This window comes from Jeotgalibacillus haloalkalitolerans, assembly GCF_034427455.1.
In the GTDB taxonomy this organism is placed as follows: Bacteria; Bacillota; Bacilli; order Bacillales; family Jeotgalibacillaceae; genus Jeotgalibacillus; species Jeotgalibacillus haloalkalitolerans.
On record NZ_JAXQNN010000002.1, the window covers coordinates 147,220 to 160,341 of the forward strand.

The window sequence follows — 13,122 nt, forward strand, 5'->3', positions numbered from 1 at the left end:
ATGAGTTTTTTTAAGAAACTGAAAGAAAAATTTACGACGCAGGATACTGCAACTGACAAATATAAAGATGGTTTATCGAAAACACGAAACAGCTTTACTTCAAGACTGAATGACCTTGTTGCAAGTTACAGAACGGTAGATGAAGATTTCTTTGAAGAGCTTGAAGAAATTATGATTCAGGCAGATGTAGGCTTTGATACCGTGATGGAGCTTGTTGAGGAACTGAAGATGGAAGTGAAACGTCAAAATATTAAAGATACTGAAGGCATCCGCAGTGTGATTTCACAAAAACTTGTTGAGATCTATTATGATGGTGAAGAGCCAGATGAGCTGCTGAATATGCAGGAGGATGAACTGACTGTCATCCTGTTTGTAGGGGTGAATGGTGTTGGTAAAACAACAACAATTGGGAAGCTTGCTCATCAATTCAAATCAGAAGATAAAAAAGTTGTGCTCGCAGCAGGGGACACTTTCCGTGCAGGCGCAATCGAGCAGCTTGAAGTCTGGGGAGACCGTGTTGGTGTTGACGTCATCAAGCACAGCGAAGGCTCTGATCCTGCAGCTGTTATGTATGATGCTGTTCATTCGGCACGTGCAAAGAAAGCTGATGTATTGATCTGTGATACAGCAGGGCGCCTTCAGAATAAAGTAAACTTGATGAAGGAGCTTGAAAAAGTCAAGCGCGTCATTGAACGTGAGATCCCAGGTGCGCCGCACGAAGTGCTTCTGGCGCTTGATGCAACGACAGGTCAAAATGCAATGACCCAGGCAAAGATTTTCAAGGAAGCAACAAATGTATCAGGTATCGTGTTAACCAAGCTTGATGGAACAGCGAAAGGCGGCATTGTGCTTGCGATTAAAAAAGAACTCGGTATTCCTGTAAAGTTTGTAGGTCTGGGTGAGAAAATGGATGACCTGCAGCCGTTCAACGCAGAAAAGTATGTATATGGCCTCTTCTCTGATCTCGTTGATAAAGAAGAACTGATTGATGAAGAGGATGAGTGAAAGAGCTTTTCGGGTTGACACAAAGCACTTAAATCTGTATGATTTCAGTGTAAAGGCTTTTCACTTAACAAAGGGGGATATGTGATGCTCGAAAAAACAACTAGAGTAAACTTTCTCTATGATTTTTATCAGATGTTGTTGACGCCTAAACAGCGGAGCTACATGTCTCTATATTATCTTGATGATTACTCACTCGGCGAAATTGCTGAAGAGTATGATGTCAGCCGCCAGGCGGTGTATGACAATATCAGAAGAACTGAAGCAATGCTTGAGGAGTATGAGTCTAAATTATTGTTATTTCAAAAGTTCCAGGAGCGGACAAAAGTGATAGAAGAGCTCAAAGCTGCAGCAAAAGAGCAGACGGAGCTGCTTTCTATTATTGAAACGCTTGAGGAATTGGAATAGGAGGCTTTGCATTTATGGCATTTGAGGGATTAGCCGAACGTCTGCAGGGTTCCATCCAAAAGATCCGCGGAAAAGGCAAAGTTAGCGAAGCAGATGTAAAAGAGATGATGCGTGAGGTGCGCCTTGCGCTGTTAGAAGCCGACGTTAACTTTAAAGTTGTTAAAAGCTTTGTAAAACAGGTAAGTGAACGTGCTGTCGGACAGGAAGTCATGAAGAGTCTTACGCCCGGCCAGCAGGTTATAAAGGTTGTAAAAGAAGAGCTGACAGAATTGATGGGCGGAGAGCAGAGCCAGATCGCTGTCGCCAAAAAGCCGCCGACTGTCATCATGATGGTCGGATTGCAGGGTGCCGGTAAAACGACAACTGCAGGGAAACTTGCCAGTCTTCTGCGCAAAAAGCATAACCGTAAACCACTTCTTGTTGCAGCAGATATCTACCGTCCTGCTGCAATCAAGCAGCTTGAAACAATCGGTAAGCAATTAAGCCTTCCTGTATTCTCGATGGGGGATCAGGTGAGTCCTGTTGACATTGCAAAAGCCGGTATTGAAAAAGCGAAGGAAGAACATCATGATTATGTGCTGATTGATACAGCGGGACGTCTTCATGTTGATGAAACCCTCATGGATGAACTGAAGCAGATTAAAGAGCTTTCTTCTCCAGATGAGATCTTCCTCGTTGTAGACTCCATGACCGGTCAGGATGCTGTCACTGTTGCTCAAAACTTTGATGAAGCGCTTGGTGTAACAGGGGTTGTTTTAACAAAGCTTGATGGTGATACACGTGGTGGGGCTGCTCTTTCAATCCGTTCAGTTACAGGTAAACCGATTAAGTTTGCCGGAATGGGTGAAAAAATGGATGCGCTTGAACCGTTCCACCCTGAAAGAATGGCTTCAAGAATTCTCGGAATGGGAGATATGCTGTCTCTGATCGAAAAAGCTCAGACGAACGTGGATGAAGATAAAGCCAAAGAAATGGAGCAAAAACTCCGTACCGCTTCATTTACACTCGATGACTTTCTTGAGCAGCTCGGTCAGGTAAAACAGATGGGGCCACTGGATGAATTACTGAAAATGATTCCTGGCGCCAATAAAATGAAAGGGCTGGATAATATTGATGTGGATGGCAAACAGCTTGGACATGTCGAAGCGATCATCCAGTCAATGACGGCTAAAGAAAAAGAACAGCCTGAAATCATTAATGCCAGCAGAAGAAAAAGAATTGCGCGGGGAAGCGGCAGGCCGATCCAGGAAATTAACCGTCTGCTGAAGCAGTTTGAAGAGATGAAAAAAATGATGAAGCAGATGACAAATGCCCAGGGTAAGGGCAAAAAACGCGGCGGATTCAACTTCCCATTTATGCAATAACAGCATTTTTTAAGAAAAAATTAGTGTGTTAAGAAAAAAGACTTTACAAAGGGAGAAACCCTTGGTATTATACTATCTTGTGTGAAACTATTCGGAGGTGCAATAACATGGCAGTAAAAATTCGTTTAAAGCGTATGGGAGCTAAAAAGTCTCCTTTCTATCGTATTGTAGTAGCAGATTCTCGTTCACCACGTGATGGACGTTTCATTGAAACAGTAGGAACTTACAACCCGGTTGCAAACCCTGCTGTTGTAGATATCAATGAAGAAGCAGTCCTTAAGTGGATGGGCAATGGCGCTAAGCCATCTGATACAGTACGTAACCTTCTTTCAAACGAAGGCATTATGGAGAAATTCCATAATTCAAAGAACGGTAAATAATAGTTGTGAAAGAGCTTATCGAAACGATTGTCAAGCCTCTCGTTGATTACCCTGAGGCAGTAAGTATTGAGACGCAGGAAACTGACAGAACAATCACTTACAAGCTCTCCGTCCATCCGGATGATATGGGTAAAGTCATTGGCAAGCAAGGCAGAGTTGCGAAAGCTATAAGAACTGTTTCTTTTGCGGGTGAAAGCTCGCAAAAGAAAAAGACCGTGATTGAAATAGTTGATAAGTAAAAGGGAGGCTGATGTCCTCCCTTTTGCTGTATCATGAAATTAAAAAGGGGTGCAGATCATGCAGGTAACTCAAAAGGTAATTGTGAAGGAAATTATGACGAACTCTTCTAAAAAGCGTTTAAAGGATTCTCTTACACAAAAATCTGAGCGTGCTCAAAAAGAGATTGAACAGCTGATTTTCCAGCAGAAAAAACTTGAAAAGCAGTTTGAACAATCTTCTGATGCTGTGAAAAACCGGATTAATCAGGAAATTAATAAAAGAAAACAATTATTAGCCCAGACAGAAGCTCAGCAGAAAACGATTGATGAGATGCCAATGGGTACAGAATATACATTAAGAGAAACAGACATGCTTGTTGAACTGGACCAGGGAAGCATCTGGCACCCTGATCAGAAGCCTGTCATTGTATTAGAAGACGGTATGGTTAAAGAAATCCGTCAGGGGTGGTAAAGATGGAATGGTTTGACGTGGGCAAGATTGTAAATACCCATGGGATCAAAGGGGAAGTCAGAGTGATCTCGAGCACTGATTTTCCGGAAGAAAGATATAAAAAAGGCAATAAGCTTTACTTGTTCCAATCAGGTAAAGACCCTCTGGAATTATCAGTCTCCGGCTACCGCAGACATAAAAACTTTGATCTGCTGACTTTTGAAGGTTATGACAATGTAAATCTGGTTGAACCTTTTAGAGATGCACAGCTTAAAGTGTCTGCTGATCAGCAGAATGAGCTTGGTGAGGATGAGTATTACTATCATGAAATTATTGGCTGTGAGGTTTTTTCTGAAGAAGGAGAACGGATCGGTTCAATTACTGAAATTCTTTCACCGGGAGCAAACGATGTGTGGGTCATCAAGCCTGACACAGGAAAAGATGTACTCATTCCCTATATTGAGTCTGTTGTAAAAGAAGTAAATGTTACAGAAAAAAAAGTAATCATTCATAAGATGGAAGGGCTGCTGGAATGAAAATTGACATTCTGTCATTATTCCCGGCAATGTTTGACGGGGTTTTTGGAGAATCAATCTTAAAAAAAGCAGCAGAAAAAGGGGCAGTCAAATATACTGTCACAGACTTCCGTCAGTTTGCTAATAACAAACATAATTCAGTGGATGATTATCCTTATGGCGGTGGTGCAGGCATGGTGCTGAAGCCGGAGCCGATCTTTCGTGCCGTTCAGCACCTGACTGAAAAGACAGATTCTTCACCCCGTGTCGTCCTGATGTGTCCGCAGGGAGAAAGATTCAATCAGAAAAAAGCTGAAGAGCTTTCAAAGGAAGAACATATCATTTTCATTTGCGGTCACTATGAAGGCTATGATGAGCGGATCAGAGAACATCTGATTACAGATGAAATCTCAATCGGGGACTTTGTCCTGACCGGTGGAGAACTTGGTGCAATGGTTGTGACTGACAGTGTCGTAAGGCTGCTCCCGGAAGTGCTGGGTAACGATGAATCTGCAGTAAAGGATTCATTTTCAAGCGGATTACTTGAACACCCTCATTATACCCGTCCTGCAGATTATGAAGGAATGAAGGTTCCAGAGGTTCTGCTGTCTGGCAATCATGCCAGAATTGAAGAGTGGAGAATGAAAGAATCTCTGCGCAGAACCTATACTAGACGGCCTGATTTGCTGGAACAGATGGAACTCAGTGATCAACAGCTTAAATGGCTGAAAGAATTTAAAAATAACGTTGAATAGCCTGCTTCTATGTGGTATTATAGTTTTTGTGCTTAGTTCACGAATGTGGATAAGCCTTGAACACAATGTTCCGCTGCAAAAGAAGCAAGAGCATTTGTTGGAAGGAGTTGAAAATGATGCATAACCTGATTCAGGAAATTACTAAAGAACAGCTTCGTTCTGATCTTCCTACATTCAAGCCTGGTGATACTGTAAAGGTACACGTTAAGGTTGTTGAGGGAACTCGCGAACGTGTTCAGGTGTTTGAAGGTGTTGTAATTAAGCGCCGTGGTGGTGGTGTAAGTGAAACTTTCACAGTACGTAAGATTTCTTACGGCGTTGGAGTTGAGCGTACATTCCCAATTCACACACCTAAAATTGCGAAACTTGAAGTTGTGCGTCGCGGTAAAGTTCGTCGTGCGAAACTTTACTACCTGCGTAACCTGCGCGGTAAAGCGGCTAGAATTAAAGAAATTCGCTAATTGTAAAAAAAGAGCCTGCGGGCTCTTTTTTTATGTTCAGATGTCTGAATAGGCGGGGCCGTTCTATGTTACAATATGTTCATCTGAGCCGGATTGGGGGCATTGGGATGGAGATTAGAAATGAATGGTGGGAGTGGGCAAAAACACTTTTTGCAGCTGTCATTATTGCAGGTGTAATCCGTTTGTTTTTCTTTTCACCGGTTGTCGTGGACGGCAGTTCGATGGTGCCGACATTGCAGGATGGTGACCGCATGATCGTCAATAAATTTCAATATAAAGTGACCACCCCTGAACGTTTTGATATTGTTGTTTTCCATGTCTCGGATAAAGAGGATTATATAAAGAGAGTGATTGGTCTCCCAGGCGAATCTGTTGCCTTTTCGGATGATCAACTATACATAGACGGCGAAGCGGTTGATGAGGATTTCCGTGAAAGCGGCACGTTTACTGAGGATTTTAACCTGTACGATCTGACAGGGTATGAAGAGGTTCCTGAAGGACATCTGTTTGTCATGGGTGATAACCGGCAGTTCAGTAAAGACAGCCGCCATATAGGGCCTGTACCGATTGAAGAGGTAGTTGGTGAAACACCTTTGATCTACTGGCCGTTTGAAGATATAAAAGTGTTTAATAAGGAGTGATGAAATGAGTATCCAGTGGTTTCCGGGGCATATGGCTAAAGCAAGGAGACAGGTGACAGAAAAACTGAAGCTTGTAGACATTGTATTTGAACTTGTTGATGCAAGAATTCCCCTTTCATCAAGAAACCCGATGATTGAAGAGATTATCGGAAAAAAACCGAGACTGATTTTAATTAATAAAGCAGACATGGCGGATCCGAATAAAACAAAAGAATGGATTGCTTACTTTGAAAGAAAAGGCATCCGTGCTGTTGCGATAAATTCTGAAAAAGGGTCAGGGTTGCAGCAGATACAAAAAGAAACAATGAATATTTTAAGTGAAAAATGGGAGCGCATGAAGTCGAGAGGAATCAGGCCGCGTGCAGTAAGAGCAATGATTGTCGGGATTCCAAACGTCGGCAAGTCTACGCTGATCAACCGGCTTGCAAAGAAAAATATTGCCCAAACCGGTAATCGTCCCGGTGTTACAAAAGCCCAGCAGTGGATTAAAGCAGGGAAAGAGATGGAACTGCTTGATACACCGGGGATTCTATGGCCGAAGTTTGAAGACCCTGAAGTTGGATACAGACTGGCACTGACAGGCGCAATTAAGGACAATATCTTAAACCTTCAGGATATCGCACTTTATGCACTGCGCTTTCTTGAAACCTATTATCCGGCGCGTCTGAAAGAAAGATACAGTATGGATGAAATCCCGCAGGATCCGGCAGCCCTTTTTGATCATATTGGGCGCAAACGCGGCTGTCTTATGTCAGGTGGAGAAATTGATTACGATAAAACGGCTGATATCATTGTCAGAGATATAAGAAATGTACAATTTGGTGCCCTGACATTTGACCTTGAACATTTAGAAGAAGAGTAAAGATAAGACTTCCGCATACGTGGAAGTCTTTAATTTTTATTAAATAGACCGATATACAGGACAGGTGAACTTATGTTGAAAATTAGTCAAATAAAAGAAATGCTGACAGAGTCCCCGGATGAAGAATTGATTAATCAATTGAAATCAGATGATCGAAAAGGGGTACAAAAACTGCTCAAGTCTTATCAAAAAAAAATTGAGAAAGATCAAATGCTGGCTCAGCAGTTTAAGGATATGCAGGCATATGAAAAGGCTGCATTACTGAAAGGGTATAGCCTGATTGCGGGGACCGATGAAGCGGGGAGAGGTCCGCTGGCAGGACCTGTCGTTGCAGCAGCAGTCATCCTCCCTGAAGGATTTTATCTGGCCGGTCTGAATGATTCCAAAAAGCTGAGTGAACAGAAAAGAGAACTTTTTTTTGAAGAAATCATGACTTCAGCGGATGTGGGAGTCGGGATCATCGAGGCGGCAGAAATTGACCGGATCAATATACTGAATGCATCCAAACAGGCGATGATAAAAGCAATCAGGCAGTTAAAGCAGCAGCCTGAATATGTATTGGCAGATGCAGTTACACTCGATATCCAGATCCCCCAGAAGTCTATTATAAAAGGGGATGCGAAAAGTGTAAGTATTGCCGCCGCATCCGTTATTGCAAAAGTGACACGTGACAGGCTGATGAAAGAAGCCGCAGAAAAATATCCGGGTTACGATTTAGAGAAAAATGCCGGATATGGTACGAAAGATCATATTGAGGCGATTAAAAAGCTCGGTTTAACAGGTGAGCACAGGCGTTCATTTGAACCGGTCAAATCAATGTTTCAGTCATAATTGGAGGTGAAAGGGGATGTCTTCGTATATACAGGGTCAGCAGCGTCCAGTAGGCAGTACACAGCAGCCTGAACGGCAGCTGCTGTCACTCAAAACCGGTCAGGTGATACATGGGAAGGTCATCAGCAGTCTTGGGAATCAGCAAATGGAAGTGATACTTGGCGGAAGGATCCTGACAGCAGTCGTCTCCGGAGCAATATCAGAAGGTGAAGCGAGATGGTTTCAGGTGGAGAGTAACGGGAACCCGCCTGTATTAAAGCCGGTCAAAACTGACAGCACCGGCAAACCTGATATCCAGCAGATTTTGCAATCAGCCGGACTTGGAGGCAATAAAGAGATCAGGGAACTGGTTTCTTCAATGATTAGGCAGCAGATCCCTGTATCAGCTGATAAGTTAACTGCAGCAGCGAACCTGCTTTCAGGCACAGCAGACAAAACAGAAGGATTGTCTGTTATTAAATGGATGTTCTCAAAAGATATCCCCCTGAAGGAAGCGCTCTTTCAGCCGATACTCACAGCAAATAAAGGGGTGACTAAACCTCTATCCGGGTTATTTAATCAGCTTAAAAATCAATTATCTCCGGCGAATTTGTCCTCTGTCAGCCAGGTATTGCAACAGGTTGAAGAACCTTATTTAAAAGTAACGCAGGATTATGCCGTACAGCGGTTATTTGAAAAAATGATGACCGGCTCATCCATTGAGAGAAATCAGTCACTCGAAGCTCTTAAAGAGGTGCAAATTCTGCCTAAAAACGCTACTTTATCTAACTGGACAATATCGCTTCATACGGAGTCCATGGGTAAAGGGATTGAAAATCTGATAAAGGCCCTCGGTACGCTTCCTCAAAGTCAGGGAAGAGAGCAGCAGGTTCAGCTTCAACAGGCATTAAAAGCCTATCAGCAGACAGGAGCGGTTCAACAGCTTGCTGAAGCAGTTGTTCAGGGACAGGGAGTGCTGCTGCGTGCAAAGCCTCCATCACAGCTGCACAGTCTTCAGGTCTTACAGCTGCCAACAGCAAATACTGCTGCACAGCCGCAAGGTTTTTCCCAGGCACTAAATGAAGTGCAGCAAATGATTGGTCCGCAAAACAGCGCTGCATCTATCCAGGTCATGCTGAAAGAAATCATTCACAGAATGGGTCAGGATTATGAAGCCAGAATGATGAATGCAGGCAGCCCTGCCCATACGTTAAAAGCACAGCTCGTAAACTTATTGGAGACCCCGGGCATGAATCCGCAGACCAGAGATACAGCTGAACAGATGCTGAACCGGTTGAACGGAATGCAGCTGCTGTCAGCTGATAATGGTCCTCAGCAGCAGTTAATCATGCAATTCCCGCTGCAGCTCGGGACGAACCAGACAGATGTCATGATGAAAATGAATGGCAGAAAAAAGAATGACGGATCCCTTGACCTGGCCCACGTCAGAGTGCTGTTCTATATTACGCTGGCAGAATTAAATGAAAGTATTATAGACATGAATGTACAGAATAGAGTAGTTTCACTTGATATCTATAATGAGAATAAAGGGCTTGATCAGCTGGCGAAACCTCTGATTCCTACATTGGAAGCCGCGCTTGAACAGGCAGGTTACATTTTTTCAGGTGTGAAATTTCACTCTACCGGTGAATTGGATCCTCCAATTATGAATCCTGCAGAGGATGCATTGTCTTCAACCTATCATAAGGTGGATATAAAAATATGAAACAGCATAAAAGGCTTGAAGCAGTAGCTCTTACCTATACAAACGATTCTCCGGCTCCGGTTGTATCAGCAAAAGGGAAAGGCAAAATTGCTGAATCAATAATAGAACAGGCAAAGGCTCATCATGTTCCGATCCAGCAGGATGAGTCTCTTGTTGAGCTTTTAGGTCAGCTTGATTTGAATGAAACCATTCCGGATGAATTATATCAGGCTGTAGCAGAGGTGTTCGCATTTATTTACCGGCTTGACCGGGAGAAAAAATAAGAGTATTCAGACAATGATCGAATTTTCACAATATCGCCTCAAATAGTAGACAGCACCGCTTTCATTCTATACAATGAAAGCGCAGTCTATTTTCAAAAGAGTTTGATAGGAGGATGGAACATGAATATCCATGAGTATCAGGGAAAGGAACTCCTTAGAAAATATGGAGTAACTGTACCCCGCGGTTATGTGGCTTTCACGCCAAAAGAAGCTGTAGAAGCAGCAAAAGAACTCGGATCAGCAGTAACGGTTGTTAAAGCTCAGATCCATGCGGGTGGCCGCGGTAAAGCGGGCGGAGTAAAAATCGCGAAAAGTCTTGATGAAGTCCGTACATATGCAAAAGAATTACTTGGAAAAACACTTGTGACACATCAGACAGGTCCGGAAGGTAAGGAAATTAAGCGCTTACTTATCGAAGAGGGCTGTGACATTCAAAAAGAATATTACGTAGGGCTTGTACTTGACCGTGCAACTTCACGTATTACACTGATGGCGTCTGAAGAGGGCGGAACGGAAATTGAAGAGGTTGCTGAAGCAACACCTGAAAAAATCTTCCGCGAAACAATTGATCCGGTTGTCGGTCTGACAGCATTCCAGGCACGCCGTATCGCGTTTAACATTAACATCCCTAAGGAAATGGTTAATAAAGCTGTGCGCTTTATGCTTGGACTTTACAAAATGTTTGTTGAAAAAGATTGTTCAATTGCTGAGATCAACCCGCTTGTTACGACTGGAGACGGAAACGTAATGGCGCTTGATGCAAAATTAAACTTTGATGCAAACGCATTGTACCGTCAAAAAGATGTAATGGAATTCCGTGACCTTGATGAAGAGGATCCAAAGGAAATCGAAGCATCTAAATATGACCTTAGCTACATTTCACTTGATGGAAACATTGGCTGTATGGTTAACGGTGCCGGTCTTGCGATGGCAACAATGGATATTATCAAGCATTATGGCGGAGACCCGGCTAACTTCCTTGACGTTGGGGGCGGCGCGACAGCTGAAAAAGTAACTGAAGCATTCAAGATTATCCTTTCAGATGAAAATGTAAAAGGTATTTTCGTTAACATTTTCGGAGGAATCATGAAGTGTGACATTATTGCTGAAGGTGTGGTTGAAGCAGCGAAACAGGTTGGTCTGAAAGTACCGCTTGTTGTGCGTCTTGAAGGAACAAACGTAGAACTGGGTAAGAAAATTCTAAATGAGTCAGATCTTGATATCGTTGCAGCAGGTACTATGGCTGACGGCGCACAAAAGATCGTGGAACTTGTAGGCTGAGAAAGGCAGGGAGCATAAATGAGTGTTTTTATTGATAAGAATACAAAAGTATTAGTTCAGGGAATCACAGGCTCTACAGCCTTATTCCATACAAAACAGATGCTTGAATACGGCACACAGATCGTAGCAGGTGTAACACCTGGTAAAGGTGGCTCTGAGGTTGAAGGCGTTCCTGTATTCAATACAGTAGAAGAAGCGGTTAAAGCAACAGGTGCTAACGTATCAGTTATTTATGTACCGGCTCCATTTGCTGCTGACGCAATTCTGGAGTGTGTGGATGCAGAGCTTGATATGGCGATCTGTATTACTGAGCATATTCCGGTAGTGGATATGGTAAAGGTAAAACGTTACATGGAAGGCAAAAAGACACGTCTTGTCGGTCCTAACTGCCCTGGTGTTATCACGCCTGACGAATGTAAAATCGGTATCATGCCTGGATATATCCATACTAAGGGACATGTCGGCGTTGTATCCCGTTCAGGGACACTGACGTATGAAGCGGTTCACCAGCTTTCACAGGAAGGCATCGGACAGTCAACTGCTGTTGGAATCGGTGGAGATCCTGTTAACGGAACAAACTTCATCGATACACTTGAAGCATTTAATAATGACCCTGAAACTGAAGCTGTTATCATGATCGGTGAAATCGGCGGTACTGCTGAAGAAGAAGCTGCAGAGTGGGTTAAAGCAAACATGAAAAAGCCTGTAGTCGGTTTCATTGGCGGTGCGACTGCGCCTCCAGGAAAACGTATGGGCCACGCGGGTGCAATTATTTCAGGCGGTAAAGGTACTGCTGAAGAAAAGATCCGTGTGATGAATGAGTGTGGTATCGCTGTTGCAGAAACACCATCTGTAATGGGAGAGACACTAATCAAAGTATTAAAAGAAAAGGGTTTATACGATAAGTGCAAAACGCACTAAGTGAAAATGATGAGCTGTCTGTGTTCAGGCAGCTCTTTTTCTACTTTAAATAGAAGGAGATAAAAGATGATCATTGAACAACGCGATCAGAAACTGCTTTATTTGCATTATATGAATGTTTTAACCAATAAACAGCTTCTGCTATGGCTCCGGGCTGATCCGTTTCTTGAGAGACCTCTGAGCAGCCCTCCGCCATCTATTAAACTCACACCTCATCAAAATCATAAGCTCACCTCTTACATCTCTGCAACAACTCAAAATGAAATCTTCTCCCACATGACAGCAGCCTATACATCCTATATTACGATTTTTCATGAGCTTTATCCGGAGCCATTACGGGAGATATATGATCCCCCGGTTTTATTATATACAAAAGGTAATACTGAATACCTTGCAGTACCGAACCAGCTGGCCGTGATCGGATCCAGAAAAGCTGATCTATACACCAGAACCGTTTTGCAATCCATCATACCTGAGCTGCTAAGTAAAGACATTGGAATTATCAGCGGAATGGCAAAAGGTGCTGATGGAATCGCACATGAAATCGCTCTCCACGGCAGAACAATCGGTGTCACAGGGAGTGGTTTTCAGCATCAGTATCCGGCTTCAAATCACACGCTATACCGTCAAATGGAGCACTCGCAGCTTCTTATTTCAGAATACCCTCCATATGTAAAACCACAAAAACATCATTTCCCCATGAGAAACAGAATTATAGCAGGCTGTTCAAGAGGTCTTTTAATCACTCAGGCTGAAGCAAAAAGCGGTACGATGATAACGGTGGACAGGGCGCTTGAAGAAGGAAGAGATGTATTTGCAGTACCTGGTCCGGCTGGACATCCATTGAGCGAGGGAACCAATTTGCTGATCGGTCAGGGTGCAAGGTGTACTGTATGTGCGGCTGACATATTAAATGAATGGAACCTTATCTAAATGCAACCGCTTAAGTGATGGCGAAACGGTGAAAAAGCGATAGTTGAAACCTGTATATCATTTTTTGAAAATGAAAAATGAAAATAAAAAAGTTGCATTTTAAAAAAATATGGTTTACATTGTGTCTCAGA

General features: G+C 43.1%; 17 protein-coding genes. All 17 read left to right on the forward strand.

The genetic code is table 11. The annotated features are described in order from the left end of the window. The 17 genes from ftsY to dprA all read left to right on the forward strand — a co-directional run bounded on the left by ftsY (position 1) and on the right by dprA (position 12,991). On the forward strand, positions 1 to 1,005 hold the full coding sequence (gene ftsY / locus UFB30_RS05575; RefSeq protein ID WP_322420704.1) for a signal recognition particle-docking protein FtsY: 1,005 nt from the start codon (positions 1 to 3) through the stop codon (positions 1,003 to 1,005). Positions 1,006 to 1,089: 84 nt separating this feature from the next. After that, entirely contained in the window at positions 1,090 to 1,410 is a 321-nt protein-coding gene (locus UFB30_RS05580; protein ID WP_322420705.1) for a putative DNA-binding protein, read from the forward strand. Between the two features lie 14 nt (positions 1,411 to 1,424). After that, positions 1,425 to 2,774, forward strand: a complete 1,350-nt coding sequence (gene ffh / locus UFB30_RS05585; protein ID WP_322420706.1) for a signal recognition particle protein — start codon at positions 1,425 to 1,427, stop codon at positions 2,772 to 2,774. A 107-nt stretch (positions 2,775 to 2,881) separates the two neighbouring features. After that, positions 2,882 to 3,154 (forward strand): 30S ribosomal protein S16, encoded by a 273-nt coding sequence (rpsP, locus tag UFB30_RS05590; RefSeq protein ID WP_322420707.1) that lies wholly within the window; start codon positions 2,882 to 2,884, stop codon positions 3,152 to 3,154. A gap of 5 nt (positions 3,155 to 3,159) precedes the next feature. Further along, positions 3,160 to 3,393: a KH domain-containing protein gene (locus tag UFB30_RS05595; protein ID WP_322420708.1), complete on the forward strand. Its 234-nt coding sequence runs from the start codon at positions 3,160 to 3,162 to the stop codon at positions 3,391 to 3,393. 58 nt (positions 3,394 to 3,451) lie between these two features. Continuing rightward, entirely contained in the window at positions 3,452 to 3,844 is a 393-nt protein-coding gene (locus UFB30_RS05600) for a YlqD family protein (protein WP_322420709.1), read from the forward strand. Positions 3,845 to 3,846: 2 nt separating this feature from the next. Next, the gene (gene rimM / locus UFB30_RS05605) at positions 3,847 to 4,359 is read left to right on the forward strand and encodes a ribosome maturation factor RimM (RefSeq protein WP_322420710.1); all 513 of its coding nucleotides are present in this window, start codon (positions 3,847 to 3,849) and stop codon (positions 4,357 to 4,359) included. After that, complete coding sequence (gene trmD, locus UFB30_RS05610) at positions 4,356 to 5,093, forward strand: tRNA (guanosine(37)-N1)-methyltransferase TrmD (RefSeq protein WP_322420711.1); 738 nt, start codon at positions 4,356 to 4,358, stop codon at positions 5,091 to 5,093. The genes rimM and trmD overlap by 4 nt, the downstream gene beginning before the upstream one ends. Positions 5,094 to 5,209: 116 nt before the next feature. Further along, positions 5,210 to 5,554, forward strand: a complete 345-nt coding sequence (gene rplS / locus UFB30_RS05615; protein WP_322420712.1) for a 50S ribosomal protein L19 — start codon at positions 5,210 to 5,212, stop codon at positions 5,552 to 5,554. A gap of 107 nt (positions 5,555 to 5,661) precedes the next feature. Beyond that, entirely contained in the window at positions 5,662 to 6,195 is a 534-nt protein-coding gene (gene lepB / locus UFB30_RS05620) for a signal peptidase I (protein ID WP_322420713.1), read from the forward strand. Positions 6,196 to 6,199: 4 nt separating this feature from the next. Continuing rightward, the gene (ylqF, locus tag UFB30_RS05625; RefSeq protein WP_322420714.1) at positions 6,200 to 7,057 is read left to right on the forward strand and encodes a ribosome biogenesis GTPase YlqF; all 858 of its coding nucleotides are present in this window, start codon (positions 6,200 to 6,202) and stop codon (positions 7,055 to 7,057) included. Positions 7,058 to 7,129: 72 nt separating this feature from the next. Next, entirely contained in the window at positions 7,130 to 7,888 is a 759-nt protein-coding gene (gene rnhB, locus UFB30_RS05630; RefSeq protein ID WP_322420715.1) for a ribonuclease HII, read from the forward strand. A 16-nt stretch (positions 7,889 to 7,904) separates the two neighbouring features. Then, complete coding sequence (locus tag UFB30_RS05635) at positions 7,905 to 9,593, forward strand: TP0910 N-terminal domain-containing protein (RefSeq protein ID WP_322420716.1); 1,689 nt, start codon at positions 7,905 to 7,907, stop codon at positions 9,591 to 9,593. Then, positions 9,590 to 9,856: an EscU/YscU/HrcU family type III secretion system export apparatus switch protein gene (locus tag UFB30_RS05640; RefSeq protein WP_322420717.1), complete on the forward strand. Its 267-nt coding sequence runs from the start codon at positions 9,590 to 9,592 to the stop codon at positions 9,854 to 9,856. Before UFB30_RS05635 ends, UFB30_RS05640 begins: the two co-directional genes overlap by 4 nt. 120 nt (positions 9,857 to 9,976) lie before the next feature. After that, on the forward strand, positions 9,977 to 11,137 hold the full coding sequence (gene sucC / locus UFB30_RS05645; RefSeq protein ID WP_322420718.1) for an ADP-forming succinate--CoA ligase subunit beta: 1,161 nt from the start codon (positions 9,977 to 9,979) through the stop codon (positions 11,135 to 11,137). 18 nt (positions 11,138 to 11,155) lie between these two features. Beyond that, positions 11,156 to 12,058 (forward strand): succinate--CoA ligase subunit alpha, encoded by a 903-nt coding sequence (gene sucD, locus UFB30_RS05650; protein ID WP_322420719.1) that lies wholly within the window; start codon positions 11,156 to 11,158, stop codon positions 12,056 to 12,058. A gap of 66 nt (positions 12,059 to 12,124) precedes the next feature. Then, complete coding sequence (dprA, locus tag UFB30_RS05655) at positions 12,125 to 12,991, forward strand: DNA-processing protein DprA (RefSeq protein ID WP_322420720.1); 867 nt, start codon at positions 12,125 to 12,127, stop codon at positions 12,989 to 12,991. Positions 12,992 to 13,122: the final 131 nt, after the last annotated feature.

Bases quoted from the DNA above. Each gene is read 5' to 3' on its own strand.
- rpsP (WP_322420707.1), top strand. From the start codon at position 2,882: ATGGCAGTAAAAATTCGTTTAAAGCGTATGGGAGCTAAAAAGTCTCCT.
- UFB30_RS05640 (WP_322420717.1), top strand. From the start codon at position 9,590: ATGAAACAGCATAAAAGGCTTGAAGCAGTAGCTCTTACCTATACAAAC.
- ffh (WP_322420706.1), top strand. From the start codon at position 1,425: ATGGCATTTGAGGGATTAGCCGAACGTCTGCAGGGTTCCATCCAAAAG.
- rplS (WP_322420712.1), top strand. From the start codon at position 5,210: ATGCATAACCTGATTCAGGAAATTACTAAAGAACAGCTTCGTTCTGAT.
- dprA (WP_322420720.1), top strand. From the start codon at position 12,125: ATGATCATTGAACAACGCGATCAGAAACTGCTTTATTTGCATTATATG.
- trmD (WP_322420711.1), top strand. From the start codon at position 4,356: ATGAAAATTGACATTCTGTCATTATTCCCGGCAATGTTTGACGGGGTT.
- ylqF (WP_322420714.1), top strand. From the start codon at position 6,200: ATGAGTATCCAGTGGTTTCCGGGGCATATGGCTAAAGCAAGGAGACAG.
- UFB30_RS05600 (WP_322420709.1), top strand. From the start codon at position 3,452: ATGCAGGTAACTCAAAAGGTAATTGTGAAGGAAATTATGACGAACTCT.
- sucC (WP_322420718.1), top strand. From the start codon at position 9,977: ATGAATATCCATGAGTATCAGGGAAAGGAACTCCTTAGAAAATATGGA.
- lepB (WP_322420713.1), top strand. From the start codon at position 5,662: ATGGAGATTAGAAATGAATGGTGGGAGTGGGCAAAAACACTTTTTGCA.
- rnhB (WP_322420715.1), top strand. From the start codon at position 7,130: ATGTTGAAAATTAGTCAAATAAAAGAAATGCTGACAGAGTCCCCGGAT.
- rimM (WP_322420710.1), top strand. From the start codon at position 3,847: ATGGAATGGTTTGACGTGGGCAAGATTGTAAATACCCATGGGATCAAA.
- sucD (WP_322420719.1), top strand. From the start codon at position 11,156: ATGAGTGTTTTTATTGATAAGAATACAAAAGTATTAGTTCAGGGAATC.
- UFB30_RS05580 (WP_322420705.1), top strand. From the start codon at position 1,090: ATGCTCGAAAAAACAACTAGAGTAAACTTTCTCTATGATTTTTATCAG.
- UFB30_RS05635 (WP_322420716.1), top strand. From the start codon at position 7,905: ATGTCTTCGTATATACAGGGTCAGCAGCGTCCAGTAGGCAGTACACAG.
- ftsY (WP_322420704.1), top strand. From the start codon at position 1: ATGAGTTTTTTTAAGAAACTGAAAGAAAAATTTACGACGCAGGATACT.